Here is a 26,958-nt window from a genome sequence, read left to right as displayed (position 1 = left end):
CGACGTCGTCCCGACCTTGATACGAAACACCAGTGACGACAGGAGGCCCGGTGGCTTTTCCGCACCCCCAGGGGCTTTACGACCCCGCTCAGGAGCGCGACGCCTGCGGTGTGGCCTTCGTGGCCGACCTGTTCGGGCGGCGTTCGCATGATGTGGTCGCCAAGGGTCTTTCGGCGCTGATCCGGCTCGACCACCGGGGCGCGCGTGGCGCCGAGTACAACACCGGCGACGGCGCCGGCATCATGATCCAGGTTCCGGACGCGTTCTACCGCGAGGTGGCCGGCTTCGAGCTGCCCGCCGCGGGTCACTACGTCACCGGCCTGGCCTTCGTTCCGGTCGACGCCGGCGAGCGCGCCCGCGCGATCAAGGTTTTCGAGAAGTACGCCCTGGTCGAGGGCGGCGACATCCTCGGCTGGCGGGACGTCCCGGTGCAGCCGGAGGGTCTCGGCCAGACCGCCGAGGACGCCCGGCCCGCGATCGTCCAGGTGTTCCTGGCCGCGCACCGTCTCACCGACACGCCCGCCGGCCCGGCCGGCGAGCAGCTGAGCGGCATCGAGCTCGACCGGGTGGCGTTCACGATCCGCAAGCAGGCCGAGCGCGAGTCGTCACAGCGTGGCGTGGGCATCTACTTCCCGTCGCTGTCCTCGCGCACGATCACCTACAAGGGCATGCTCACGCCCGACCAGCTGCCGGCGTTCTTCCCCGACCTGGTCGACGAGCGGGTGTCCAGCGCGATCGCGCTCGTGCACTCGCGGTTCGCCACCAACACGTTCCCGGCGTGGGAGCTGGCCCACCCGTACAGGTTCATCGCCCACAACGGCGAGATCAACACCATCCGCGGCAACAAGAACTGGATGGCGGCCCGCGAGGCGCTGCTGCAGTCGAAGGTGCTGCCGGGCAACCTCAAGCGCCTGTTCCCGATCAACTCGCCCGAGGCGTCCGACTCGGCCAGCTTCGACGAGGTGCTCGAGCTGCTGCACCTGTCCGGGCGCAGCCTGCCGCACGCCATGCTGATGATGATCCCCGAGGCGTGGGAGAACGACCCCGGCATGGAGCCGAAGCGGCGGGCGTTCTACCGCTTCCACGCCAGCCTGATGGAGCCGTGGGACGGCCCGGCCAGCGTCGCGTTCACCGACGGCGAGATCATCGGCGCCGTGCTCGACCGCAACGGCCTGCGCCCCGGCCGCTGGTGGCACACGTCGGACGGCCTGGTCGTGCTGGGCTCCGAGGCCGGCGTGCTCGACATCGACCCGGCCACCGTGGTCGCCAAGGGCCGCCTTCAGCCGGGCAAGATGTTCCTGGTCGACACGACCGCGGGCCGCATCGTGCACGACGACGAGATCAAGGCCGAGCTGGCCGCCGCCCAGCCGTACGACGAGTGGCTGCACGCCGGCCTGATCCACCTCGACGACCTGCCCCCGCGCGAGCACGTCATCTACACGCACGACTCGGTCACCCGCCGTCAGCAGGTGTTCGGCTACACCGAGGAAGAGCTCAAGATCCTCATTGCGCCGATGGCCCGTACGGGCGCGGAGCCGCTCGGATCGATGGGCACCGACACGCCGATCTCGCCGCTGTCGACCCGCCCGCGGCTGCTGTTCGACTACTTCCACCAGCTGTTCGCCCAGGTCACCAACCCGCCGCTGGACGCCATCCGTGAGGAGCTGGTGACCAGCCTGTCGACCACGATCGGCCCCGAGGCCAACCTGCTCGACCCGAGCCCGGCCTCCTGCCGTCAGATCGTCCTGCCGTACCCGGTGATCGACAACGACGAGCTGGCCAAGCTGCTCTCCATCGACGACGACGGCGACCTGCCCGGCTTCAAGGCCGTACGCGTCTCCGGGCTCTACCCCCTGCGCGACGGCGCGGCCGGCATCAAGGCCCGCCTGACCCAGATCTGCCGGCACGTCTCCGAGGCGATCGAGGACGGCGTCCGCATCCTGGTGCTGAGCGACCGCGACTCCAACGCCGACCTCGCCCCGATCCCGTCGCTGCTGCTCACCGCCGCGGTCCACCAGCACCTCGTACGCGAGCAGACCCGCACCCAGGTCGCGCTGGTCGTCGAGTCGGGCGACTGCCGCGAGGTGCACCACGCCGCCGTGCTGATCGGCTACGGCGCCGCCGCGGTCAACCCGTATCTGGCCTTCGAGTCGGTCGACGACCTGATCGCGACGGGTCCGCTGGCCGGGCTCGACCCCAAGGCGGCGGTCCGCAACTACGTGAAGGCGCTCGGCAAGGGCGTCCTCAAGATCATGTCCAAGATGGGCATCTCGACGGTGTCGTCGTACTGCGGCGCGCAGGTCTTCGAGGCCGTCGGTCTCGACAACCGTCTGCTGCAGCGCTACTTCGCCGGCACCAAGGGCCGGATCGGCGGCTCCGGGCTGGCCGACATCCACGCCGAGGTGAAGGCGCGGCACGAGAAGGCGTACCCGGCCAACCCGGCCGAACGCACCCACCGGCGGCTCGAGGTCGGCGGCGAGTACCAGTGGCGCCGCGAGGGGGAGATCCACCTCTTCAACCCCGAGACGGTGTTCCTGCTGCAGCACGCGACGCGTTCGAAGCAGTACGACGTCTTCCGCAAGTACACGTCGAAAGTGGACGGCCTGGCCGCCGAGGCGGGATCGCTGCGCGGGCTGTTCGAGTTCAAGCCGGGCCGCTCACCGATTTCGATCGACGAGGTCGAGCCCGCGTCCGCGATCGTGAAGCGCTTCGCCACCGGCGCCATGTCGTACGGGTCGATCTCGGCGGAGTCGCACGAGACCCTCGCCATCGCGATGAACCGCCTCGGCGGCAAGTCCAACACCGGCGAGGGCGGCGAGGACGTCGAGCGCCTCCACGACCCCGAGCGGCGTTCCGCGGTCAAGCAGATCGCGTCCGGCCGGTTCGGCGTGACCAGCGAATACCTGGTCAACGCGGACGACCTGCAGATCAAGATGGCGCAGGGCGCGAAGCCCGGCGAGGGCGGGCAGCTGCCCGGCAACAAGGTGTGGCCGTGGATCGCCAAGACCCGGCATGCCACCCCGGGCGTCGGCCTCATCTCGCCGCCGCCGCACCACGACATCTACTCCATCGAGGACCTGGCGCAGCTCGTCCACGACCTCAAGAACGTCAACCCGCAGTCGCGGGTGCACGTGAAGCTGGTCAGCGAGATCGGCGTCGGCACGGTCGCCGCCGGCGTGGCCAAGCTCAAGGCCGACGTCATCCTGATCTCGGGGCACGACGGCGGCACCGGCGCGTCCCCGCTGAACTCGCTCAAGCACGCCGGCTCCCCGTGGGAGCTGGGGCTGGCCGAGGCCCAGCAGACGCTGCTGCTCAACAAGCTCCGCGACCGGGTCACCGTGCAGGTCGACGGCCAGCTCAAGACCGGCCGTGACGTCGTGGTGGCGGCCCTGCTGGGCGCCGAGGAGTTCGGGTTCGCGACCGCCCCGCTGATCGTCAGCGGCTGCATCATGATGCGGGTCTGCCACCTCGACACCTGCCCGGTCGGCATCGCCACGCAGAACCCGGTGCTGCGTGAGCGCTTCACCGGCAAGCCCGAGTTCGTCGAGAACTTCTTCCTGTTCCTCGCCGAGGAGGTCCGGGAATACCTGGCCGAGCTGGGCTTCCGCAGCATCGACGAGGCCATCGGGCACGCCGAGGTGCTCGACGTGCGTCCCGCCGTCGACCACTGGAAGGCCAAGGGTCTCGACCTGTCGCCGATCCTGTTCGTGCCCGAGCTGCCCGAGGGCGCGGCCCGCCGCGGCATCGTCAAGCAGGACCACGAGCTGGAGAAGGCGCTCGACAACAAGCTCCTCGAGCTGGCCGCCCCGGCGCTGACCGACGGCCGTCCGGTGCACGCCGAGGTCGCCATCCGCAACGACAACCGCAGCGTCGGCGCGATGCTCGGCGGCGAGGTGACCCGCCGGTACGGCGGCGCCGGGCTGCCCGACGACACCATCGCGTTCACGCTGCGCGGCACGGGCGGGCAGTCGTTCGGCGCGTTCCTGCCCAAGGGCGTGACCCTGCGGCTGATCGGCGACACCAACGACTACGTGGCCAAGGGCCTGTCCGGCGGCCGGGTCGTGGTGCGCCCCGACGAGAACGCGCCGTTCGTCGCCGAGGACAACATCATCGCGGGCAACACCATCCTGTACGGGGCGACCGCCGGTGAGCTGTTCCTCCGGGGCCGCGCCGGCGAGCGGTTCGCCGTACGCAACTCGGGCGGCCAGGCCGTCGTCGAGGGCGTCGGCGACCACGGCTGCGAGTACATGACGGGCGGCACGGTGGTCGTGCTCGGCCCGACCGGGCGCAACTTCGCGGCCGGCATGAGTGGCGGCAAGGCGTTCGTGCTCGACCTCGCGCCGACCCGGATCAATCCCGAGCTGGTCGACCTGGCCCCGCTCACCGAGGAGGAGCGGGAAACCCTGCGCGCCCTCGTCGAGAAGCACGCGACCGAAACCGGGTCGGGGGTCGCCGAGCGGCTGCTCAAGGACTGGTCCGCGGCCGTCGAGCGGTTCACCGCGGTGGTGCCGCGCGACTACAAGCGCGTGATGGAACTGATCAGGACCGCCGAAGCAGCCGGTCGCAACGTCGACGAGGCGGTCATGGGGGTCAAGCGTGCCTGATCCGAACGGTTTTCTTCGCTACGAGCGGCAGCTGCCCAAGCGCCGCCCGGTGCCGGTCCGCATCCGCGACTGGCGGGAGGTCTATCCGCCCGCCGGTGAGGAGCTGATCCGCGACCAGGCCACGCGCTGCATGGACTGCGGCATCCCGTTCTGCCACGAGGGCTGCCCGCTGGGCAACCGCATCCCGGACTGGAACGACCTGGTGCGTACGGGGGCCTGGGAGGCGGCGGCCGAGTCGCTGCACGCCACCAACAACTTCCCCGAGTTCACCGGCCGGCTCTGCCCGGCGCCCTGCGAGGCGGCCTGCGTTCTCGGCATCGCCGACGACCCGGTCACCATCAAGCAGGTCGAGGTCGAGATCGCCAACCACGCGTTCGACCTCGGATACGTGCGGCCGCAGCCGGCCCCGGTGGCGACCGGCAAAAAGGTGGCCGTGGTCGGCTCGGGCCCGGCCGGTCTGGCGGCGGCCCAGCAGCTGGCGCGGGCCGGGCACGCGGTGACCGTCTACGAGCGCGACGACCGGATCGGCGGCCTGCTGCGCTACGGCATTCCCGACTTCAAGATCGAGAAGAGCGTGGTGGACGCGAGGCTGGCCCAGATGGCCGCCGAGGGCGTCGTCTTCGAGACCGGTGTCGAGGTCGGTGTCGACGTGACCGCCGACGACCTGCGCGACCGGTTCGACGCCGTGCTGCTCGCGGCGGGCGCGTTGGCCGGCCGCGACACGCACGAGACGCCCGGCCGCTCGCTCAACGGCGTGCACCTGGCGATGGAGCACCTGGTGCCGGCCAACCGGGTCGTCGCCGGCCTGCAGGACACCACCCCGATCGACGCGGCCGGCAAGAACGTGGTCATCATCGGCGGCGGCGACACCGGCGCGGACTGCCTCGGCGTGGCCCACCGCCAGGGCGCGGCCAACGTCATCCAGCTCGACCAGTACCCGCTGCCCCCGTCCGTCCGGGCGGCCGAGCAGCACCCGTGGCCGACGTGGCCGGTCATCCTGCGCAACTACCCGGCGCACGAGGAAGGCGGCGAGCGGGTCTTCGGCGTCGCCGTGCAGGAGTTCGTCGACGACGGTCAGGGCAACGTCAAGGCCGTACGGGTGGCCGACGTGACGGTGGAGCGCATCAACGGCGTCCGCACCGTCACCGTGGCGCCCGGTTCCGAGCGCGACCTTCCGGCCGATCTGGTGCTGCTGGCGATCGGCTTCGAAGGCACCGAGAAGCAGCCGCTGCTGGAGCAGTTCGGCATCGAACGCAACCGGCGTGGCGTCCTCGACGCGGACGACACCTGGCAGACGTCGGCCCCCGGCGTCTTCGTGGCCGGCGACATGCACCGCGGCGCCTCGCTGATCGTGTGGGCGATCGCGGAGGGCCGGTCCGCGGCCGCCGCCGTCCACGACTACCTGGGCGCCGCTGGTGACCTTCCCGCCCCCGTACGGGCCTCGTCTCAGCCCATCGGGGTGTAGTTCCGCAACGTGTCACGACTGGCCTGGGTGAGCTGTTCCGGCAGCTCACCCAGCCGGAACCAGCCGATCTCGGTGCACTTGGACGGCTCCTTGATCTCCGGCGTGCCCTCGATGTGACGTGCCGTGAAACTCGGTGAGATCCAGTGCTGCCCCTCCGCGGGCAGGATGTGATCGGAGACGCCGATGAGCCCCGTGACCTCGACGGTCATCCCGTACTCCTCGGCGAACTCCCGTCTGACCGCGTCCGCCATCGTCTCTCCGAAGTCGACCATGCCGCCCGGGAACTCCCACAGCCCTCGCTCGTTCCGTGCCGCCGGCCCTCTTCGCGCGAGGAAAACCCGCCCGTCGTCGTCGAAGACCATGGCCCCCACGCCGACGCCGATGAAGTCGTGCCCCGGCCTCACGACATCGCCGGCAACAGGACGAGGGCCGCGCCCAGCCACATGAACCCCACCGACCCCACGATGAAGAGCACGATGTACGTCTCGTACCACCGCCAGAAGTTCCTGGGGTCAGGAGCTTTGCGAAACCCTTTCCGTACGACGTCCTCGGTGAACTCGCACTCCTCGCGCCGGTAGTCGAGCCAGGTCAGCACCCCGATCACGATCAGCAGCACGGTGAAGGCGGCGATCACCGTGACCAGGGCCAGAACCGCCACGACCCCGATCTGCGCGATGCCCCGCTCGATCTTCCAGTCGTCATACTTCACAAACAGCGCCAGAGCCGCCCCGACAAGCGCGGTCGCCAACGTCTGATAGATGGCCAAAAACCGATACACGTTCTCGTTCACGGCATGCAACTGCTGAAGCAGGTATTTGTACCGCTCCACCTCGAAGGCCTGCGCCCGATCGATGTCACTGGGCTGCGTCATTGCGACCACCACTGTCCCTGTTCGTCAACCCGGAGGTAGGCCTCGGCCGGCGGGGCGATATCCGGACGCCGGTCGGCGACGCGCCTCAACGCCGCATTGATCGGTTCGACATCGGCCAGAAAGCTTCCCGTCTCGCGCAGAATCTTCTGAAAAGGTGCGGGAAATTCGGCCGCGAGCACACTCGCGTTTCCCAGGAGCCATTGAGTCAGGGCGTGCCGTTGGTTGAGGAACGGGCCGGAGCGGGCCAGTGATTCGTCGCCGGTGTAGGGCACGGCGAAGAGAGGCCGGAAGACGGTCGTCCGCTCCGGGCCGGACGGCGGCCCCGCGGAAATCAAGCGCAGCTCTCCTCTCGATTCCGGGTCTGCTGGCGGCGTCCATTCGAGTGAGGTGAAGCGTTGCAGGAGACCACGCGTGAGGTAGGTCTGGAAATCCGTCCAGCCAAAGGCTGCCCCGGTCAGGATGCTCGGACTCGCGCCGGTTTCGGCGGAGGCCAACAGGTCATCGATGCTCATCCAGCCCTCTGCGGTCTCGATCACCCGCTCGGATCGCCATGCGTCACCGCGCCTGCTCAACTCAGCCGCCACGGTTGCTTCTGTGCATGGATCCGGTATCTCGAAGATGGTGAGATCGCGTGCCCCGAGCGCATCCAGCGCGGCCGTAGCCCACTCACTGTCCCCCAACGACTTCTGCATTGCGCGCCGGACGGAGAGATGCAGGATGGAGGACGCGGCGAACGAGATCGACCGGACCTCGGACCGGGACACGGAAAGCTCGGGCCGCATGGCCCCCGACAGGCTGATCGCCCCCAGCAGGAAGCCGTGATTGCAGTCGAGGACACTGGCGACCCCGCCGCCGTCCCGCACCGGCAACTTGATCCCGTTGTACGACCAGGTCGACCCTCCGTGGAAGAGCCTTCGAGCGGCATCCGGCGCGGGCAGGCGATCTGGGGTCAGTTCCAAGTAGGATCGGACTTCGATCTCGTCGAACAGGTGACCGGCCGGGGCCTCTTCGAGGATGAGACGAACGAACTGCATCAAGTCCTGCGGTGTGTTCTCGAGGTGTTTGCGGAACTCGGCCGAATTGGTGCTGTCGGTGACGGCCGCCGTCGGTCCCGTAAGTCGCCGACCGGACAATATCTGGTAGGCACTCCGCAGCGAATCTTTCCGAAACATACGGTCAACACGAAGGCGTACCGCATGCTCCGGTCGACGGGAGTAGTTCTCGAAATGGAGGGCGATCCGCGTTCGGGTGACGGCGCCACGCAAGGCGGCCGACAATTCGGGGTCGGTGGCGGCGAGGCCGGGCAGCGGATCCTCCGGCTCGTCCACGGCCGGCGGAAACGCGAGGTAAGCCAGTGCCTTCCCCCTGATGTCCGGCGAGATCTCCGCCGTGCTGAGGTCGATCGGAACGATGATCGCCCGGATCGTGTTCAGACACGGGAGCGACGGCTGATCCCAGACCAGCCCTTCCAGATCGATTTCGGCCACCTCGAAGGCGGGCAGCGTGGGCTCGTCCACCAGCCGTGACGTCTCCGCGCCGATCTGCTGCCCGTTGACGAAGACCGGCACCGGTGGGGCGAATATGTAGCTCTTGATGCGCTCGAGCATCTCGTCCGCCTCGATGCCGGTGCGGTTCGGGTCGATCCGGACCGCGATCCGTGTCCCGGCCTCGCGCAGGAACGCCGCCTCGGCGCCGGGTGGCCCGGGCATCGGGGTGCCCGGCCGGTCGGACTCCTGCAGAACGAAATACTCGTCGCGCTGACTGATCGAGAGCCGCACCCCCTTGGTGGTCCGGCCCGGAGCGACGTGCCGCCGGCTGGTCAGCTCGACCCGGTCACCCGCCATGAAACAGGCCAGCACGCCGATGCCGAACTGGGCGATGACATCGAGGGGGCGATCGAGCCCCGTGCGCCGCAGTTGCTCGACGGCGAATTCCTCGGAGCGGTAGTACGACTTCCCGGCGCGCAGGAAGTAGTTCTGCAGCCGGTCGCGGTCCATGCCGATGCCGTCGTCGTCGACCCGGACCCACAGGTACCCGTCGGCGTCCTCGCGGCAGTACACCTGGATGCCCGCGGACCTGTACCCGGTGAGACTTTCCCGCGCCCGGATGGCGTCGAGCGCGTTCTGCAGCAGTTCCCGGACGAACGCGTACGGGTCGTCGTAGAGGTTGCTGCCCGTGAAGAGCTCCAGGATCGCGCCGCGGTCGAGCTCGAACCGGAAGTCGCCGTAGACGTAGCCACGGCTCAGGATCGCCGAGTCGTCGATCTCGGCCGGCAGCGGAAAGCCGGCCCAGCGCCGGTTGTCGAACTTGTCGGCCAGCGACCGGCACCGGCTCAGCTCAGCCCGGACGACATCGAGGAACGCCCTGAGGTCACGCTCGACGCGGGGGTCGTCGGGTGTGGCGATGAACTTGATCCGGTAATGGGGGGAGTGTTCCGGCGGGAAGCGGAACCCCTTGGACACGAGGTGCTTCGACCATTCCCGGTCGCTCGTCCGGGCCTCGGCGGATTCGTCCCGCACCAGGTCGAGATGCTCGTAGATCACCCGCGGCGCCCGGGTGTCGTCGAGGTCGAGGATGTCCGCGAGGCGCAGCAGCACGGCGCAGAAGCGCAGGTCGGCCTGGAAGTGGAAGTCCGTCTCGAAGCGTGGATCGTGCAGCGCCTCGGTGTCCTCGTTGTGGCTGCGGCAGATGGTCACCAGGGGCTCGATGATGGGCGCGCCGTCCCACTGGAGCAGCGACCAGTCGCACCGATCGAGGTGCCATCGAACCCGTTCGGCATGGCGGGCGCGGCAGTAGTGCTGCACCACCGGGTCGGGCGGCACGCCACCGTGACGCGCGGTCAGCAGCAGATCGTCGTCGTGGCCGTCGAGGAACGCGTGGAAGTCGTCGCCCTCGACGATCTCGGCCAGATCCGCTCGCGAATAGGCCATGCCCGCGTCGTGGAAGTAGGCGGCCAGGATCAGCAGGGCCGCCTCCAGCGGGGTCATCCGCTCGATCCGGGGCGCGGCGAGCTTGCCCATCAAGGCGATAACATTCTCGGCGTGCTGCTCGTCGTGCATGGTGTAGGTGGGGAACGTCTCCCGCACCAGCTTGAGCAGATCCTTCGCGTGCGCGACCAGATCCTTGACGTTGGCGCGGTTGCGGTCCGACCCCTCACGGTGCAGCACCTCGCCCAGCGGACCCCAATCGCCCACGTCACTCCTCCTCGGCAGGAACACGGCAATACGGACTGTAGTGCTCGCATCGCTGCCCGGCGATGGCCGAACGGGGGAGTGGAGGCGTTGCGGCGAGGGCTCGCAGGCGGCCCGATAAGCTGGTGCCGCGGTCGTTGAAGCCCGCCAGGTTTGCACGGTGCAGCGCGCCGGGTCGTCAGGAGCGGCCCAGGCAGCCCGCCGTCGCCCGACACACGCAGTTCATCCCGACGACGGGGGTCGGCCGCCAGGCCGATGAGAAAGAGAGACTAGCCTGATGGCCGTGACACGCCGCGTAAAGATTGTCTGCACGATGGGGCCCGCGACCGCCTCCCCCGAGCGCATGCTCGGTCTGGTCGAGGCCGGCATGGACGTGGCCCGCATGAACTTCAGCCACGGCAGCCACGAGGACCACCAGAAGGTGTACGACCTCGTGCGCAGCTCCAGCGAGCAGGCCGGCCGGGCCGTCGCGGTCCTCGCCGACCTGCAGGGTCCCAAGATCCGGCTCGGCAAGTTCGCCGACGGGCCGCACGTCTGGAACACCGGTGACCTGGTCACCATCACCAGCGAGGACATTCTCGGCACGGCCGACCGGGTGTCCTGCACCTACACGAAGCTGCCGCTCGAGGTGAAGCCGGGCGACCGCCTGCTCATCGACGACGGCAAGGTCGCTGTCGAGGTCACCGCGGTCGACAACCACACCGACATCCGGTGCCTGGTCGTCGAGGGCGGCCCGGTCAGCAACAACAAGGGTGTCTCGCTGCCCAACGTCGCCGTCAGCGTGCCCGCGCTCAGCGACAAGGACGCCGAAGACCTCCGCTTCGCCCTCGGCCTCGGCGTCGACCTGATCGCGCTGTCGTTCGTGCGTTCGCCCGACGACATCAAGCTCGTGCACGAGATCATGGCCGAGGAGGGCCGCACCGTCCCGGTCATCGCCAAGGTCGAGAAGCCCGAGGCGGTCGAGCACCTCGAGGCGATCGTCCTCGCGTTCGACGGCGTCATGGTGGCCCGCGGCGACCTCGGCGTCGAGCTCCCGCTCGACCAGGTGCCGCTGGTGCAGAAGCGTGCCGTGCAGCTGTGCCGCGAGAACGCGAAGCCGGTCATCGTGGCCACCCAGATGCTCGACTCGATGATCGAGAACTCGCGCCCGACCCGCGCGGAGGCCTCCGACGTCGCGAACGCCGTGCTCGACGGCACCGACGCCGTGATGCTGTCCGGCGAGACCTCCGTCGGCAAGTACCCGGTGCTCACGGTCAGCACGATGGCCAAGATCGTCAGCACCACCGAGGCCGGCTCGATCCCGGTCCCGCGCCTGCAGCACGACCCGCGCACCCACGGCGGCGCGCTCACCGTCGCCGCGTCGCAGATCGCGCGCAACATCGGCGCCAAGGCGCTGGTCGCCTTCTCGCAGACCGGCGACACCGTACGCCGCCTGGCCCGCCTGCACTGCGAGCTGCCGCTGTTCGCCTTCACCCCGGTTCCCGCGGTGCGTGACCAGCTGGCGCTGAGCTGGGGTGTCGAGACGTTCCTGACCGACTTCGTGCAGCACACCGACGACATGTTCCGGCAGGTCGACGCGAAGATGCTCGGTCTCGGCCTGGCCCGTCCCGGCGACTACGTGGTCGTCGTGGCCGGCTCCCCGCCGAACGCGCCCGGCTCCACCAACACGCTGCGGGTCCACCGCCTCGGCGACCTCACCGACCCCGCCGGCCTGTGACGCAACCGCTCAGCGGACAAGCCGCCGTCGACCAGTTGCTCGAGGTCCTCGACCTCAAGCAACTGGACGCGGCGACCTTCGTCGGGGAAAGCCCGCAGACCGGCGCCCAGCGGGTCTTCGGCGGCCAGGTGGCCGGGCAGGCGCTCGTCGCGGCCGGCCGCACGGTCGACCCGGACAGGCTGGTCCACTCGCTGCACGGCTATTTCGTGCGCCCGGGCGACCCGACCGAGCCGATCCGGTTCACCGTCGAGACGATCCGCGACGGGCGGTCCTTCTCGGTGCGGCGTTCCACGGCCCAGCAGCACGGCAAGACCATCTTCTTCATGTCGGCCTCGTTCCAGGTGCTCGAGGAGGGCCTCGATCACCACAGCCCGGCCCCGGTCGGGGTGCCCGGGCCCGACGAGGTGCAGACGATGGCCGACTGGGTGCGGAAATATCCCAGCCGCCGGGGCGCCTTCGCCGCCGCGCCCCGGGCCGTCGACGTGCGGTACGTCAACGATCCGGGCTGGGTGCCGCCGGGCGACCGCAACGCCAGCGAGCAGCAGCGCGTCTGGATGCGGGTCGACGGCAAGCTGCCGGACGACCCGCTGATCCACGCCTGCGCCCTGACCTACGCGTCCGACCTGTCGCTGCTCGACTCGGTGCTGTCGGTGCACGGCGAGGTCTGGGGTCCGGGCGGTGTCATCGGCGCCAGCCTCGACCACGCTCTCTGGCTCCACCGGCCGTTCCGCGCCGACGAGTGGTTCCTGTACGACTGCACGAGCCCGTCGGCCAGCGGCAGTCGCGGCCTGGCCAGCGGCCGCATGTTCACCGAGGACGGCCGGCACATCGCCAGCGCCGTTCAGGAGGGCCTGCTCCGGCGGGTCGGGGAACGTAAGTAGGTCACGCCCCGCCGGACAGGGTTCCCGGTCCGGCGACTGACCGTTGACGGATCCGTGTCCGGCGGGGCAGGGGAGACTAAAGCTTTTCCGCGGCCTCGGCCCGGTGCTTGGCGGCCGGCTGCGTGTCGAAGTCGGACAGGCCCGCGGCGTACCCGGCCACGCCCGCCTCCCGTTCCGGTGAGAGGTGCAGCACGTCGTGCCGGGCCGCCGCCACTTCGCGCAGCCGCAGAGCAGTGACCAGGTCGGCGATGGCCCGCAGCACGGCGAGCGCGCCCAGCGTGAGGATCACCGGGTCGGCCGTACGGGCCCAGGGGCTCGCCGCGTAGAAGCCGAGCCCCGCCTGCAGCGCCCCGACGGTGATCATGAGGCCCCAGGTGCGGTCGATGCCCCGGTTCATGGTGGCCACGGCGATGTCCACGGTGCCCCGCACCATCAGGAACCACCCGATCAGCGAGGCCGGGGTGGTGTAGGTCGCGTCCCGGTCCAGCAGCACCACGACCCCGGTCCCGGCGAACAGCGCCGCCATGGCCGCGTTCATCCACCACGTCTTCGTGCCGGCCAGCGCGCGCACGATCTCGCACAGCGCCCCGAAGAAGATCACCGGCCCGGCCACCTCCGCGATGGCGGCCGGTTCCAGGCGCAGCACGCTCCACCCGACCGCCAGCCACGCCACGCCCGCGAACAGCAGAAACCCCCACATGCTCTCCCGCATCACGGACAGGGGCGAAGAACCGGACCACAGCATGAGGCCTCCAGGAAGGTGTCCCTGCCATGACAACATCCGCCCGGCGCCGGAACGGGAGGTTCGTGCAGATTCACAGCGGGCCGCCACCGCAGCAGCATGTCCGAAACATCCGATCCGGCGCCGATCGGAACAACGGCGCCCGGGACTTGACCGGACTCGGACGACAGCGAGTCCCCTCGGCACGGTTCGCGATTGTTTCTCGCGTCCTATTGATCGATGTCACTCAGCGCGTTTGGCCGGCTGTGCCCGGTGAGCGCTCGGCGGTGTGTGCCGGCGGTCATGGCCACTGACGGCGAGTAGAAAGTCGTGCGGTCGATTCGCCTTCGATTGTTCGGCGATGGGGACCGTCAGCCTAAAAATGCGATGCTGAGCTGCATTCCGGCGGACACGCGGATTTCTCCCGGCGAAACATTGTGGGCACGCGGCGGAAATCCGCCGTCAGCAGAGTAGAAAACGTCGCGATCGGTGCCGGGGACGGGAGTCGAACCCGCATGCCCTCTCGAGCAAATCATTTTGAGTGACCCGTGTATGCCATTCCACCACCCCGGCATGCCGGGACCGGAGCGAGACAAGGTCACGCTGGTCCAAGCAGGGGACAGCGTACCCACTAGGCTTAGGGCGGCGACACCCGCATACCGGGGTGTCGCGACTTGAAGAACGTTGGGGGTAGGGGTTCAGTGGCCGACTCGCAGGCTGGTGCCGAGCGCAAGCGGGTGTTGATCGCCGAGGACGAGGCGCTCATCCGTCTGGACCTGGCCGAGATGCTCGTCGAGGAGGGCTACGACGTCGTCGGTGAGGCCGGCGACGGCGAGACCGCCGTCCGTCTGGCCGAGGAGTTGCGCCCCGACCTCGTCATTCTCGACATCAAAATGCCCATCATGGACGGGCTGGCGGCCGCCGAGCGGATCGCCGGGGGCCGGATCGCCCCGGTTGTCATCCTGACCGCGTTCAGCCAGCGCGACCTCGTCGAGCGGGCCCGCGCGGCCGGCGCGATGGCCTATCTGGTCAAGCCGTTCCAGAAATCCGACCTCGTTCCGGCGGTCGAGATCGCCCTGTCGAGGTACTCCGAGATCGCCGTTCTGGAGTCCGAGGTCGCCGGCCTGACCGAGCGCCTCGAGACGCGCAAATCGGTCGAGCGGGCCAAGGGTGAGCTGATGACGAAGTATCAGATGACCGAACCGCAGGCGTTCAAGTGGATTCAGCGCACGGCGATGGACCACCGCATGACTATGCGTGAAGTGGCCGACCGGATCCTGGCGGAGGGTCAGGAAGCGGGCGGCACGCAACCCGCCAATAGTTGATCAAGCCAGCCTCGGGTTGTAACACCTCCCAGGGCCTTCGGGTCATCGCACGTAACGGTTCGGTGAAAGCCCGAGTGAACTCTTTCAGCAGGCCCTGAACCTGGGATAACGTCCCGCCCCATAACGGGGCACGGGTGGTCGTGGGGCGCGCAAGTGCCAATCGGCCGGCAGTGGCTCGGTGGGTTCGTATGGAGGAGGGTTCCAACCTTGAGGCAGGTTCTCGCACGAGCCATCGGCGGGGTGGCCATCATCGGGCTCATCGCCGGTGCTGCTGCTTGTAATAGCGGATCGAGCAGCGACGACACCGCGAGCGAGGGGAACTGCGGCTACAAGCTCGCGTTCTTCGGCGCTCTGACCGGCTCGGCCGCCAACCTCGGTGTGAACATCGAGCAGGGCTTCGAGCTGGCTATCGACCAGTACAACAAGTCCAAGGGCTCGACGTGTATCGAGGTCGCGAAGTTCGACTCCCAGGGTGAGGCCTCGGTCGCTCCCGGTGTCGCCCGCAGCCTGGTCGCGGACAAGAAGATCCTGGGCATCGTCGGCCCGCCCTTCTCGGGCGAGTCCGAGGCCGCCGACCCGATCTTCGAGTCGGCCGGCATCCCGACCATCACCCCGTCGGCGACGCGCGTCTCGCTGTCGTCGAAGGGCTGGAAGGTCTTCCACCGCGCCGTCGCCAACGACGACGCCCAGGGTCCGGCCGCCGCGTCGTACATCAAGGACAACCTGAAGGCCCAGAAGGTCTTCGTCGCGGACGACCAGTCGGCGTACGGCGCCGGCCTGGCCGACGTGGTGAAGTCGAAGCTCGGCTCGCTGGTTGTCGCGACCGACAAGACCGAGGGTGACGGCAAGCAGGCCGACTTCTCGGCCCTGGTCCAGAAGGTGACCTCGAGCGGCGCCACGGCGTTGTTCTACGGCGGCTACTACACCAACGCGGGCATCATCCGCAAGCAGCTCACCGCTGCCGGTTGGAAGGGCACGCTGCTCGGCGGCGACGGCATGAAGGACCCCGGCCTGTCCAAGGCCTCGGGTGTCGCGGCCGCGGTCGGCACCGTTGTGACCTGCCCGTGTTCCCCGCCGGAGGCGGCGGGTGGCACCTTCGTCAACGACTACAAGGCGAAGTGGAACCAGGACGCCGGCACCTACTCCGACGTCGCTTACGACGCCGCGAACATCTTCCTTCAGGGCATCGACGCGGGTAACAACACTCAGGCGAAGCTCCTCGAGTACCTGAAGACCGTGAACTACAAGGGCATCGCGAACACCTACAAGTTCACCGAGACCGGTGAGCTCGACCCCAGCTTCATCAAGGTGTGGGCGTTCAAGTTCGACAACTCCGGCGACGCCAAGGCCGACGTGGAGATCAAGACCTCCTGATCGTGGTCAGCGCCAATTCTCTGTAGGGCCGGTGCGGCCGGATGATCTCCGGCCGCACCGACCTCGTCGTTTATGGAGCCCCTCTGTGGATTTTTCCGGTCTGATCAATGATTTCGGGCCGCTCACCGTGACGGGTCTGGCCCAGGGCGCGATCATCGCGTTGTTCGCCCTGGGCTACACGCTGGTCTACGGTGTGCTGCGGCTCATCAACTTCGCGCACTCCGAGGTCTTCCTCCTCGGCACCTACGCCACCCTGCTGGCGTGGGGCCTGTTCGGACTCGACCAGAACTCGCCGGTTCCGGCGGTCGGCTCGATGCTGCTGTACATGGTGGTCGGCCTGATCGCCGCCATCATCGTCTCGGGCGCTACCGCGCTGACCGTCGAGTTCGTGGCCTACCGGCCGCTGCGCCGGCGCAACGCCCCGCCGCTGGCCTTCCTGATCACCGCCATCGGCGCCTCGCTGTTCATCTCCGAGGTCGTGGGTGTTCTGACGCACCGCAACCAGACCGGCGTGCCGCCGGTCATCCAGGCCCGGCCGGTGTTCACCATCGGTGACACCACGATCACGAACCTGCAGATCCTCATCATCGTGCTGGCGCTGGTGATGATGTTCGCGCTGGATCGTTTCATCAACGGGTCGCGGCTGGGCCGGGGTGTTCGCGCGGTGGCGCAGAACCCCGACAGCGCCGCGCTCATGGGCGTCAACAAGTCCCGCGTGATCGCCCTGGTGTTCCTGCTGGGCGGTCTGATGGCGGGCATCGCGGCGGTCATGTACAACCTGAAGATCGGCGTGACCCGGTACGACGCCGGCTTCCTGCTCGGCATCGACGCGTTCACCGCCGCCGTGCTGGGCGGCATCGGCAACCTGCGGGGCGCGTTGCTCGGCGGCCTGCTGCTGGGCGTGCTGCAGAACTACGCGGCGGGCCTGTTCGGTTCGCAGTGGCTGCACGCGGCCTCGTTCGTGCTGCTCGTGGTCATCCTGCTGTTCCGGCCGACCGGCCTGCTGGGTGAGTCGCTCGGAAGGGCCAGGGCATGAGCGACTGCACCGAGCGGCACTCAGCCGCACGTAACGACGGCCTCGCAGGCGAGGGCCAGGAGCGCATGCCAAAGGCAGGCACAGCATGAGCGTGAGCGAGACCGAGACCGAGACCGAGAAGGCTTCTTTCCGCTCGAACGGCGGGGTCCGGGGCTGGCTGGGCCGGCAACCGGTGTGGGTGCGCTGGCTGGTGATCCTGGCCGGGGCCGTGGCGGCGTACATGCTGCCGTACGTGGGTGACATCCCGCTGATCGGGCCGCAGATCGTCACCGAGGGCATCGACTGGCCGAGCGCCCTGTTCAACATGTCCTACTACGTGTTGCTGGCCCTGGGCCTCAACGTGGTGGTGGGCTATGCGGGCCTGCTCGACCTGGGCTACGTCGGCTTCTTCGCCGTCGGCGCCTACGGCACGGCGCTGCTGACCTCGCCCGACTCGATCCTTTACGAGGAGACGGGTTGGAAGTGGCTGATGGCGGTGCCGGCGGCGCTGGTCCTCACCATGATCGCCGGGGTGATCCTGGGCTGGCCGACCCTGCGGCTGCGCGGTGACTACCTCGCGATCGTGACGCTGGGCTTCGCCGAGATCATCCGCATCGTGGCAACGTCGACGGACGTGCTGCGCGGTGACCGTGGCTTCGCGAGCATCCCGCACCCGCCGGGCTCCTGGGGCGGCGAGCCGATCTTCGGCGTGACCGACGCGGTGCCGTACTTCTGGCTCGGCCTGACGGTCATCATCCTGGTGATCCTGGGCGTCCGGAACCTCGACCGCAGCCGGGTCGGCCGCTCGTGGCTGGCCATCCGCGAGGACGAAGAAGCCGCCGAGGTCATGGGCGTGCGCACCTTCAAGTACAAGCTGTGGGCGTTCGCCATCGGCGCGTTCATCGGTGGTCTGGGCGGCGTGCTGTTCGCCGGCGAGCAGAGCTTCATCAACTCGCAGACGTTCGTGCTCCAGTTCTCGATCCTGGTGCTGGCGGGCGTGGTCATGGGTGGCTCCGGCAACATGGCCGGCGCGATCCTGGGCGGCGTGCTGATCTCGTACATCCCCGACCGCCTGCGCGGCCTGTCGGTGGGCGACACCGACCTGTACGAGTACCGATTCGCGATCTTCGGCGCCGCGATCATTCTGATCATGGTGCTGCGGCCGCAGGGTCTGATCCCGAGCCGCCGCCGCGCGATGGAGCTCAAGGACCGCGAGAAGGAGGTGGCTCCCCAGTGAGCGAGCCGCATCAGGAGACGCCGGAGGAACTGGACCGGCAGAACGCGCGTCCTGTGGCCGACCCCGCCCCCACGGGCGGATCGATTGCCGAGCCCAACCCTTCCCCCGTACGGGGTGAGGATGTTCTGCTCGAGGTCGACCACGTGACGCTGCGTTTCGGTGGTGTCGTGGCGCTCAACGACGTCAGCTTCTCGCTGCGCAAGGGCGAGATCTTCGGGCTGATCGGGCCGAACGGCGCCGGCAAGACCACCTGCTTCAACGCGATGACCGGCGTCTACCGGCCGACCGAGGGGGCCATCCGGTTCCAGGGCGAGTCGATCGTCGGTAAGAAGAAGCACCAGATCACCCGGGGCGGCATCGCCCGCACGTTCCAGAACGTGCGGCTGTTCCCCGAGATGACGGCGCTCGAGAACGTCATGGTGGGCGCGGACGCGCATCACAAGACGAGCGTCATCAGCGCGCTGTTCCGCCTGCCGCGGTTCTGGCGCGAGGAGAAGTCGGGTCGCGCGCGTTCGATCGAATTGCTCCGCTTCGTCGGGATCGCCCATCGGGCCGGCGATGTGAGCCGGAACCTCTCCTACGGTGAGCAGCGCCGCCTGGAGATCGCGCGGGCGCTGGCCACCAATCCGACCCTGCTCTGCCTGGACGAGCCGGCCGCCGGTTTCAACCCGGCCGAGAAGGTGGAGCTGCTCCAGCTCATCCGCAAGATCCGTGACACCGGGGTGACGGTGCTGCTGATCGAGCACGACATGCGCCTGGTCATGGGCGTCACCGACCGGATCGTCGTGCTGGAGTTCGGCAAGAAGATCGCCGAGGGAACGCCCGCCGAGGTGCGGGACAACCCGGCTGTCATCGCCGCCTACCTGGGGGTGCCCACCGATGCTGCTTGAGATCGACAACGTGACGCTGGCTTACGGGCGCATCCAGGCCCTGCACGGCATCAGCCTCACCGTCGGGCAGGGCGAGGTCGTGGCCCTGATCGGCGCGAACGGCGCCGGCAAGTCGACCACGATGCGGGCCATCTCGGGCCTGCGCCCGGTGTCGCAGGGCACGATCCGGTTCGACGGCGAGGACATCACCAAGCTGCGCGCCGACCTGCGGGTGATCCGCGGCGTCTCGCAGTCGCCCGAGGGCCGGGGCATCTTCCCGGGCATGACGGTGCGGGAGAACCTCGAGATGGGCGCCTACACCCGCAAGAGCCGCGCCGAGATCGACGAGGACATGCAGCGCGCATTTACCCTGTTCCCGCGGCTCAAGGAGCGCGAGAAGCAGGCGGGCGGCACGCTGTCCGGCGGTGAGCAGCAGATGCTGGCGGTGGGCCGGGCCCTGATGAGCCGGCCCAAGTTGCTGCTGCTCGACGAGCCGTCGATGGGTCTCGCGCCGATGCTGATCCAGCAGATCTTCGACATCATCGTCGAGATCAACCAGCAGGGCACGACCGTGCTGCTGGTGGAGCAGAACGCCCAGCAGGCCCTGTCGCGGGCGCATCGCGCGTACGTTCTGGAGACCGGGCGGATCGTCAAGGAGGGCACCGGCGCCGATCTCCTGAACGATCCCGCGGTCAAGGACGCCTACCTGGGCGTCGCTTAAATACGATTTCTCTTCCTGAGGGAGCCATCATGTTGCGCACCACCCCCGGCCGCCGGGCGATCCTCGGCCTGGCCGCCGCGGCCGCGCTGACGTTGTCGATGGGCGCCTGCGGCTCGGAGTCCGACGACTCCGGCACGGGCTCCGCCCCGGCGCCCAGCGCGTCCGCCGACACCGCGCTCGCCGACAAGGTCCCGGCCGACATCAAGGCAGCGGGCAAGCTGACGATCGGCACGGACTCGTCGTACGCGCCGAACGAGTTCCTCGACACCGACGGCAAGACCGTCGTCGGCATGGATGTCGACCTGTTCAACGCCGTGGCCCAGAAGCTCGGCCTCACCACCGAGTGGACCTCCGCCACGTTCGACAGCATCATCCCGGGCGTCACCACCAAGAAGTACTCGGTCGGCGTCTCCTCCTTCACGATCAACGCCGAGCGGATGAAGGAGGTCAACATGGTCTCCTACTTCTCGGCGGGCACCCAGTGGGCCGCCAAGGCCGGCGTGACGATCAACCCGGACGACGTGTGCGGCAGGAAGATCGCCGTGCAGACCGCGACGGTGCAGGTCGACGACCTGCAGGCGCGCTCGAAGAAGTGCACCGACGCCGGCAAGAAGGCCATCACGATCGACCAGTACCAGAAGCAGTCGGACGCCACCAACGCCGTGAACACGGGCAAGGACGAGGCCATGCTGGCCGACTCGCCGGTGGTCGCGTACGCGGTGAAGCAGACGCAGGGCTCGCTGGCGCTGGTCGGCGACATCTACGACTCGGCCCCGTACGGCTACGCCGTGGCGAAGGACCAGACCGAGTTCGCGAACGTGCTGAGCGAGGCCGTCAAGGCGCTGATCGCCGACGGCACGTACAAGCAGATCCTCGACAAGTGGGGTGTCACCGCCGGCGCGATCACCACGCCCGAAGTGAACCCGTCGGTCTGACCCTCGCATGAGCGACAACACGACAACCGAACGGGCACGGCCGGAAGCGATCAAGGCCGTGCCCGTGCGGCGCCCCGGCCGGTGGGTGGCCCTCGGCGTCATCGCGATCCTGGTCGCGATGTTCGTCCACCTGCTGGTGACCAACGACCGTTTCCGCTGGTCGTTCATCTTCCTGGAGTACCAGGAGGGCAAGCGGGGGGTGATGTTCACCGAGCCGGTCCTCGAGGGCCTGCGCGGCACCATCCTGCTGACCATCACGTCGATGGTGATCGGCATCGGGCTCGGCATCGTCATCGCGATCATGCGGCTGTCGACGAACAGGATCCTGTCGTCGGTGGCCTTCGTCTACACCTGGTTCTTCCGGGCCGTGCCCCGCCTGGTGCTGGCGGTGCTGTTCGGAAACCTGAACATCCTGTGGGAGCGGATCGGCTTCGGCCTGCCGTTCGGCACCCAGATCGGCAAGCTGTTCGGCCTGGACGGCTTCGACGGGCAGTTCTACAGCATCAAGGCCAGCGACCTGCTCGCCGGTTTCGTGGCCGGCATGCTGGCGCTGGGCCTGTCCGAGGCCGCGTACATGGCCGAGATCGTGCGGGCCGGCATCCAGTCGATCGACCCCGGCCAGTCCGAGGCGGCGGTCGCGCTCGGCATGTCCCGCGCCCAGGTGTTGCGCCGCGTGGTGCTGCCGCAGGCCATGCGGGTGATCGTGCCGCCGACGGGCAACGAGATCATCGCCATGATCAAGGACACGTCGCTGGTGGCGTTCGTCCCGGTGACGTTCGAGCTCTGGTTCCAGCTGCAGCAGGTCTCGGCCCGTACGTTCGTGGTGCTGCCGGTGATCGTGGCGGCGCTGATCTGGTATCTGATCCTGTGCACCGTGCTGATGATCGCCCAGTATTTCGTGGAGCGGCACTTCAGCAAGGGTTACGGAGCGGCCGCCAAGGCGAAGCAGCGGTTGCGGGACATCCAGGCCGAGCAGGGCGGCCGGATCACTGGGGAGGCGCCATGACCGGCGAGATGGTGCGCGCCGACAACGTTCACAAGTCGTTCGGGTCGCTCGAGGTGCTCAAGGGCATCGACCTGGTCGTCAAGCCGGGCGAGGTGTGCTGCGTGCTGGGCCCCTCGGGCTCCGGCAAGTCGACGTTCCTGCGCTGCGTCAACCACCTCGAAAAGATCAACGCCGGCCGGATCCTCGTCGACGGCGAGCTGGTCGGCTATCGCGAACGCGGCGGCAAGCTGCACGAGCTGGCAGAGAAGGACGTCGCCAAGCAGCGCCGGTCGATCGGCATGGTCTTCCAGCGCTTCAACCTGTTCCCGCACATGACGGTGCTCGACAACGTCATGGAGGCGCCCTGCCGGGTCAAGCGGGAGAACAAGGCCGAGGTCCGCGACCGCGCCACCGGCCTGCTCGAACGGGTCGGTCTCGGCAGCAAGATGGGCAACTACCCGGGGCAGCTCTCCGGCGGCCAGCAGCAGCGCGTCGCCATCGCCCGGGCGCTGGCCATGCGGCCCAAGCTGATGCTCTTCGACGAGCCGACCAGCGCGCTCGACCCCGAGCTGGTGGGCGAGGTCCTCGACACGATGAAGGATCTGGCCGCCGACGGCATGACCATGGTCGTGGTGACCCACGAGATCGGCTTCGCCCGCGAGGTGGGCGACAACCTGATCTTCATGGACGGCGGGGTCGTGGTCGAGCAGGGTCCGCCACGCGAGGTGATCGCCAATCCTCAGCACGAGCGAACCCGGGCATTCCTCAGCAAGGTGCTCTAGTCAGGCGGGGTGGTCCGGCTTTGCGGCTGTGACGTCAAGGCGGCTCCGCCGCACTGCGATGCAAAAGATGTCGGACCCCCCGACTAGAGTTCACCGACGTGAGCGACGACGCCCAGACACCCCGTTTGCTGCTGCTCGACGGCCACTCCCTGGCCTACCGCGCGTTCCACGCGCTGCCCAAGGAGAATTTCAGCACGCAGACCGGACAGCACACCAACGCGGTGTTCGGCTTCACGTCGATGCTGATCAACATGCTGCGCGACGAGAAGCCCACGCACATCGTGGTCGCGTTCGACGTCTCCCGCGTCTCGTTCCGCACCGAGATCTATCCGGAGTACAAGGCCGGCCGTTCCGCGACGCCTCCCGAGTTCCAGGGCCAGGTCAGCCTGGTCAAAGAGATCCTCGACGCGCTGCGCATCCCGTACGTGGAAAAACCCGGCTTCGAGGCCGACGACGTCATCGCCACCCTGGCCTGCCGGGCACGTGAGGCCGGCATGGAGGTGCTGATCTCCTCCGGCGACCGTGACGCCTTGCAGCTGGTCGACGAGCACACCACGGTCCTCTACCCGAGCCGCGGCGTCTCCGAGGTCTGGCGGATGACCCCCGCGCTGGTCGAGGAGAAGCAGCTCGTCCCGCCGCACCTCTATCGCGACAAGGCGGCCCTGGTCGGCGAGGCCAGCGACAACCTGATCGGCGTCCCCGGCGTCGGGCCCAAGACGGCAGCCAAATGGATCGTCGAGTTCGGCGGCATCGACGGCGTGGTGGCCAACGCCGACAAGATCAAGGGCAAGGCCGGCGACAACCTGCGGGCCCACCTGTCCTCGGTGATCCGCAACTACCAGCTCAACGCGCTGCGCACCGATCTCGAGCTGCCCCTGCGCCCCGAGGACGTGCGCTGGCACGGGTGGGACCGTGAGGCTGTCCACCAGGTGTTCGACGCGCTCGAGTTCCGGGTGCTGCGCGAGCGGCTCTACTCCTACCTCGAGGCGGTCGAGCCCGAGGCCGAGTCCGGGTTCGACATCGAGGGCCGGGTCCTCGGGCCGGGCCAGGTCGCCGGCTGGCTCGCTCAGCACGCCGCCGCGGCCCCGGTCGGTGTCGCCGTCACCGGCACCTTCGGCCGTGGCACAGGCTCGCTCACCGGCATCGCCGTGGCCACCGGCGACGGCCCGGCCGCCTGGTTCGACCCGGCCGCGCTCGACGAGGCCGACGAGCGCGCTGTCGCCGAGTGGCTGGCCGACCCCGCGCGGCCCAAGGTGCTGCATGACGCCAAGCCGGCCTCGCTGGCGATCCGGGCCCACGGCTGGCGCCTGGCCGGCGTCCGCGTCGACACCGCCCTCGCGGCTTACCTGGCGAAGCCCGACCAGCGCGCCTACGACCTGACCGACCTCGCCCTGCGCTACCTCAAGCGGGAGCTGCGCGTCGAGGAACCCGAGACCGGCCAGCTCGACCTGCTCTCCGGCCTCGGCGGCGAGACCGACGGCGCCGCCGAGCAGAACGTCATGCTGCGCGCCCGGGCCACGCTCGACCTGGCCGACGTGCTCACCGAGGAGCTGTCCCGCGACGGCGGCGAGTCGCAGAAACTGCTCATGGAGGTCGAGCAGCCGCTGTCCGAGGTGCTCGGCGAGATGGAGCACCTGGGCATCGCGGCCGACACCGCCTACCTCTCCGAGCTCGAGGCGCACTTCGCGGCCGAGGTGAAATCGGCGCAGCAGGCGGCGCACGAGGTGGTCGGGCGCGAGTTCAACCTGGGCTCGCCCAAGCAGCTGCAGCAGATCCTGTTCGACGAGCGGGGCCTGCCCAAGACCAAGAAGATCAAGTCGGGTTACACCACCGACGCTGACGCGTTGCAGAGCCTGTTCGCCCAGACCGGCGACCCGCTGCTGGAGCACCTGCTGCGCCACCGTGACGTGGCCAAGCTCAAATCCACTGTCGACGGCCTGCTCAAGTCGGTCTCCGACGACGGGCGCATCCACACCACGTTCAACCAGACCGTCGCCGCCACCGGCCGGCTCTCGTCCACCGACCCCAACCTGCAGAACATCCCGATCCGTACGGAGGAGGGCCGCCGGATCCGGCGGGCGTTCGTCACCGGGGCCGGCTTCGAGCAGCTGATGACCGCCGACTACAGCCAGATCGAGATGCGCATCATGGCTCACCTCTCCGGCGACGAGGCCCTGATCGCGGCGTTCAACTCGGCGTTCGACTTCCACGCGGCCACCGCGTCGTCGGTGTTCCACGTGCCGGTCGAAGAGGTGGTTCCCGACCAGCGGCGCAAGATCAAGGCGATGAACTACGGCCTGGCGTACGGGCTGAGCGCGTTCGGCCTGTCCAACCAGCTCAACATCCCGACCGACGAGGCCCGCGGGCTGATGGACGAGTACTTCGAGCGGTTCGGCGGCGTCCGCGACTACCTGCAGGCGGTCGTGCGCCGCGCGGTGCAGGACGGTTACACCGCGACGATCCTGGGCCGCCGGCGTTACCTGCCCGATCTGTCCAGCGACAACCGTCAGCGGCGCGAGATGGCCGAGCGGATGGCGCTCAACGCCCCCATCCAGGGCTCCGCGGCCGACATCATCAAGATCGCGATGCTGCGGGTCGACAAGGCGCTCAAGGCGACCGCCCTGCAGTCGCGCATGCTGCTGCAGGTGCACGACGAGCTGGTCTTCGACGTCGCCCCGGGGGAGCGTGAGGCGCTCGAGGCGCTGGTGCGCCGCGAGATGGGCGAGGCCTACCCGCTGTCCGTCCCGCTCGAGGTCTCGGTCGGCCACGGCCAGGACTGGAACGGCGCGGACCACTGACGCGGGCGGAAACGGGGCGGCGTTGCGCGAAGTTCTTCGATAGGTTGTGGCCTCACCAATCGATGATCTTCGGGGGAAGAAGTTTGATTATCCGTATTCTTGGCCGTGGTCTGCTCACCGCGGCCGTCGTGTCCACCGCCGCGCTCGGCGTCGCCACCGCACCGGCTCAGGCCGCGCCGGCCGACCTCACCGTCAGCGCGACCCGGCTGGTGCTCGAGCCCGGCGAGCGGGGCTACACGGGCACGTACCACGTCACCATCACGAACGCGGGCGACGAGGCGACGTCCGCCGGGGTCCGCATCCTCGAGCCGATCGCCGCGTCGTTCCGGCAGTTGCGGCCCGGCGGCGGCGGTTGCCTCACCCGGTTCACCGAGTCGGGGCGTACGGCCAACGACTGCGTGGTGCCCGGTGGCGCTGTCCAGCCCGGCGAGGTCCGCAGGTTCCGGGTCGACTTCGGCGTGCTCACGACGCCGCAGGCATTCGCGATGAGCGCGTCCGACACCGCGACCCAGCTGGTCTCGGCCGATCTGGAGGTGCTGGCCACGGCCACCTCACGGACGCTGTTCCGCTCGACCACCGGCGAACTGACCCGCCCGCGGCCCTACGTGCAGGACGACCACACCGACCTCACGGTCAGCGCGGGAGACGTCCGGCTGACCGAGCAGGCGGACGGCAGTTTCCTCGGCACTGTGCCCCTCACCGTGCGCTCGAACGGTGATGCTCCTCACTGGGACCTGATTCTCAACACCGTGGTGCCCGAGGGCTTCCGGGTACTCGGCGCCGGGAACGACGCGATGTGCGGGGGCGGCGAGTGTGTGATCCCTGGGGGCGCGTTCCTTCCGGGGGAAAGCCGCACCCTTGAGGTGGAGGTCTCGGCCCCGGCCGGCACGCCGCTGGGCGACGCGGGCACGGGCACGGCCGAGGGCCGCGAGTCCTGGTTCACCGACCTGCCCGAAGCCGACCCGAGCGACAACACGGCGACCTTCCGCCTCACCGTCGGCTGACCTTCTGGCGTACGCTCTCCGCGGTCGTGTCGTACACGGCCGCGGGGGGACTGCGCTCCGTGATCGATCCGGCTCGGGTCGTGGTTGCGGGGCTTTGCAAGGGTGTGGCCATGGGGAGCCAAACTATGGGGATTTCCAGCAGCGGAAGCGGGTCGCTCACCCGTGAGCCGCTCGACCCGTCACAGGCCGACGCGTTCGCGCCGATGTTCAAGGCCCTGGGGGACCCGGTGCGCCTGCGGCTGCTGTCGATGATCGCTTCGGCCCGCGGCGGCGAGGTGTGCGTCTGCGACCTCACCGGCGAGTTCCATCTGACCGGCCCGACCATCTCGCACCACCTCAAGGTGCTGCGTGAGGCCGGCCTGGTCGACAGCGACCGCCGCGGCACATGGGTCTACTACCGCATGATCCCGGCGGCGCTGGCCGTCATGGGCACCCTGCTCGAGACCGGGATCCCTGTCTGAGG

20 protein-coding genes and 1 tRNA gene are annotated in these 26,958 nt (G+C 68.8%); 16 read left to right on the top strand and 5 right to left on the bottom strand.

All coding sequences use genetic code 11. From position 1 onward, the window contains the following. Positions 1-50 precede the first annotated feature (50 nt). Together gltB and C8E87_RS06485 are read left to right on the top strand one after the other, a co-directional pair. The gene (gltB, locus tag C8E87_RS06490; protein WP_239080579.1) at positions 51-4,604 is read left to right on the top strand and encodes a glutamate synthase large subunit; all 4,554 of its coding nucleotides are present in this window, start codon (positions 51-53) and stop codon (positions 4,602-4,604) included. Next, complete coding sequence (locus C8E87_RS06485; RefSeq protein ID WP_133872234.1) at positions 4,597-6,069, top strand: glutamate synthase subunit beta; 1,473 nt, start codon at positions 4,597-4,599, stop codon at positions 6,067-6,069. Before gltB ends, C8E87_RS06485 begins: the two co-directional genes overlap by 8 nt. Here the strand turns inward: C8E87_RS06485 and C8E87_RS06480 are convergent. Genes C8E87_RS06480 through C8E87_RS06470 form a run of 3 tightly spaced genes read right to left on the bottom strand, consistent with a single transcriptional unit; the run spans position 6,051 to position 10,134 of the window. Further along, on the bottom strand, positions 6,051-6,473 hold the full coding sequence (locus C8E87_RS06480) for an NUDIX domain-containing protein (protein ID WP_133872233.1): 423 nt from the start codon (positions 6,471-6,473) through the stop codon (positions 6,051-6,053). The genes C8E87_RS06485 and C8E87_RS06480 overlap by 19 nt on opposite strands. Beyond that, complete coding sequence (locus C8E87_RS06475) at positions 6,470-6,940, bottom strand: hypothetical protein (protein ID WP_133872232.1); 471 nt, start codon at positions 6,938-6,940, stop codon at positions 6,470-6,472. Before C8E87_RS06475 ends, C8E87_RS06480 begins: the two co-directional genes overlap by 4 nt. Further along, positions 6,937-10,134 carry an HD domain-containing protein gene (locus C8E87_RS06470; protein ID WP_133872231.1) on the bottom strand — a complete coding sequence of 1,066 codons (3,198 nt, stop codon included), beginning with the start codon at positions 10,132-10,134 and terminating at the stop codon, positions 6,937-6,939. Before C8E87_RS06470 ends, C8E87_RS06475 begins: the two co-directional genes overlap by 4 nt. Positions 10,135-10,408: 274 nt before the next feature. On the opposite strand from C8E87_RS06470, the gene pyk reads away from it, so the two are divergent. Then, the gene (gene pyk / locus C8E87_RS06465) at positions 10,409-11,848 is read left to right on the top strand and encodes a pyruvate kinase (RefSeq protein ID WP_133872230.1); all 1,440 of its coding nucleotides are present in this window, start codon (positions 10,409-10,411) and stop codon (positions 11,846-11,848) included. Next, the gene (locus tag C8E87_RS06460) at positions 11,845-12,729 is read left to right on the top strand and encodes an acyl-CoA thioesterase (protein ID WP_133872229.1); all 885 of its coding nucleotides are present in this window, start codon (positions 11,845-11,847) and stop codon (positions 12,727-12,729) included. Before pyk ends, C8E87_RS06460 begins: the two co-directional genes overlap by 4 nt. 76 nt (positions 12,730-12,805) lie before the next feature. On the opposite strand, the gene C8E87_RS06455 is transcribed toward C8E87_RS06460, so the two are convergent. Next, entirely contained in the window at positions 12,806-13,441 is a 636-nt protein-coding gene (locus C8E87_RS06455) for a hypothetical protein (RefSeq protein ID WP_203720906.1), read from the bottom strand. 499 nt (positions 13,442-13,940) lie between these two features. Further along, positions 13,941-14,023 (bottom strand) — tRNA-Leu (locus C8E87_RS06450). 128 nt (positions 14,024-14,151) lie between these two features. On the opposite strand from C8E87_RS06450, the gene C8E87_RS06445 reads away from it, so the two are divergent. The 12 genes from C8E87_RS06445 (at position 14,152) to C8E87_RS06390 (ending at position 26,956) form a co-directional block, all read left to right on the top strand. After that, positions 14,152-14,775 carry an ANTAR domain-containing response regulator gene (locus C8E87_RS06445; protein ID WP_133872228.1) on the top strand — a complete coding sequence of 208 codons (624 nt, stop codon included), beginning with the start codon at positions 14,152-14,154 and terminating at the stop codon, positions 14,773-14,775. Positions 14,776-14,982: 207 nt separating this feature from the next. Beyond that, positions 14,983-16,149: a branched-chain amino acid ABC transporter substrate-binding protein gene (locus tag C8E87_RS06440; protein WP_133872227.1), complete on the top strand. Its 1,167-nt coding sequence runs from the start codon at positions 14,983-14,985 to the stop codon at positions 16,147-16,149. Between the two features lie 85 nt (positions 16,150-16,234). Beyond that, on the top strand, positions 16,235-17,185 hold the full coding sequence (locus tag C8E87_RS06435; protein ID WP_133872226.1) for a branched-chain amino acid ABC transporter permease: 951 nt from the start codon (positions 16,235-16,237) through the stop codon (positions 17,183-17,185). A gap of 85 nt (positions 17,186-17,270) precedes the next feature. Beyond that, positions 17,271-18,401, top strand: coding sequence for a branched-chain amino acid ABC transporter permease (locus C8E87_RS06430; RefSeq protein ID WP_133872225.1), 1,131 nt, complete (start codon positions 17,271-17,273; stop codon positions 18,399-18,401). An 83-nt stretch (positions 18,402-18,484) separates the two neighbouring features. Continuing rightward, a complete protein-coding gene (locus C8E87_RS06425) occupies positions 18,485-19,291 on the top strand; it encodes an ABC transporter ATP-binding protein (protein WP_133876665.1) in 807 nt (268 codons plus the stop codon). Next, the gene (locus tag C8E87_RS06420; protein WP_133872224.1) at positions 19,281-19,991 is read left to right on the top strand and encodes an ABC transporter ATP-binding protein; all 711 of its coding nucleotides are present in this window, start codon (positions 19,281-19,283) and stop codon (positions 19,989-19,991) included. Before C8E87_RS06425 ends, C8E87_RS06420 begins: the two co-directional genes overlap by 11 nt. A 29-nt stretch (positions 19,992-20,020) precedes the next feature. After that, entirely contained in the window at positions 20,021-20,926 is a 906-nt protein-coding gene (locus tag C8E87_RS06415; protein ID WP_133872223.1) for an ABC transporter substrate-binding protein, read from the top strand. A 7-nt stretch (positions 20,927-20,933) separates the two neighbouring features. Further along, a complete protein-coding gene (locus tag C8E87_RS06410; protein ID WP_133872222.1) occupies positions 20,934-21,932 on the top strand; it encodes an amino acid ABC transporter permease in 999 nt (332 codons plus the stop codon). Beyond that, positions 21,929-22,693: an amino acid ABC transporter ATP-binding protein gene (locus C8E87_RS06405; RefSeq protein WP_133872221.1), complete on the top strand. Its 765-nt coding sequence runs from the start codon at positions 21,929-21,931 to the stop codon at positions 22,691-22,693. The genes C8E87_RS06410 and C8E87_RS06405 overlap by 4 nt, the downstream gene beginning before the upstream one ends. A gap of 98 nt (positions 22,694-22,791) precedes the next feature. Further along, entirely contained in the window at positions 22,792-25,491 is a 2,700-nt protein-coding gene (gene polA, locus C8E87_RS06400) for a DNA polymerase I (RefSeq protein ID WP_133872220.1), read from the top strand. An 83-nt stretch (positions 25,492-25,574) separates the two neighbouring features. Beyond that, positions 25,575-26,495: a hypothetical protein gene (locus tag C8E87_RS06395; protein ID WP_133872219.1), complete on the top strand. Its 921-nt coding sequence runs from the start codon at positions 25,575-25,577 to the stop codon at positions 26,493-26,495. A gap of 125 nt (positions 26,496-26,620) precedes the next feature. Beyond that, entirely contained in the window at positions 26,621-26,956 is a 336-nt protein-coding gene (locus C8E87_RS06390) for an ArsR/SmtB family transcription factor (protein WP_239080580.1), read from the top strand. The last annotated feature ends 2 nt before the right edge of the window (positions 26,957-26,958 follow it).

The organism is Paractinoplanes brasiliensis, from assembly GCF_004362215.1.
GTDB classification, from domain to species: Bacteria; Actinomycetota; Actinomycetes; order Mycobacteriales; family Micromonosporaceae; genus Actinoplanes; species Actinoplanes brasiliensis.
Note: the sequence above shows the minus strand (reverse complement) of the source record. Positions and strands in the feature narration are given on the sequence as shown.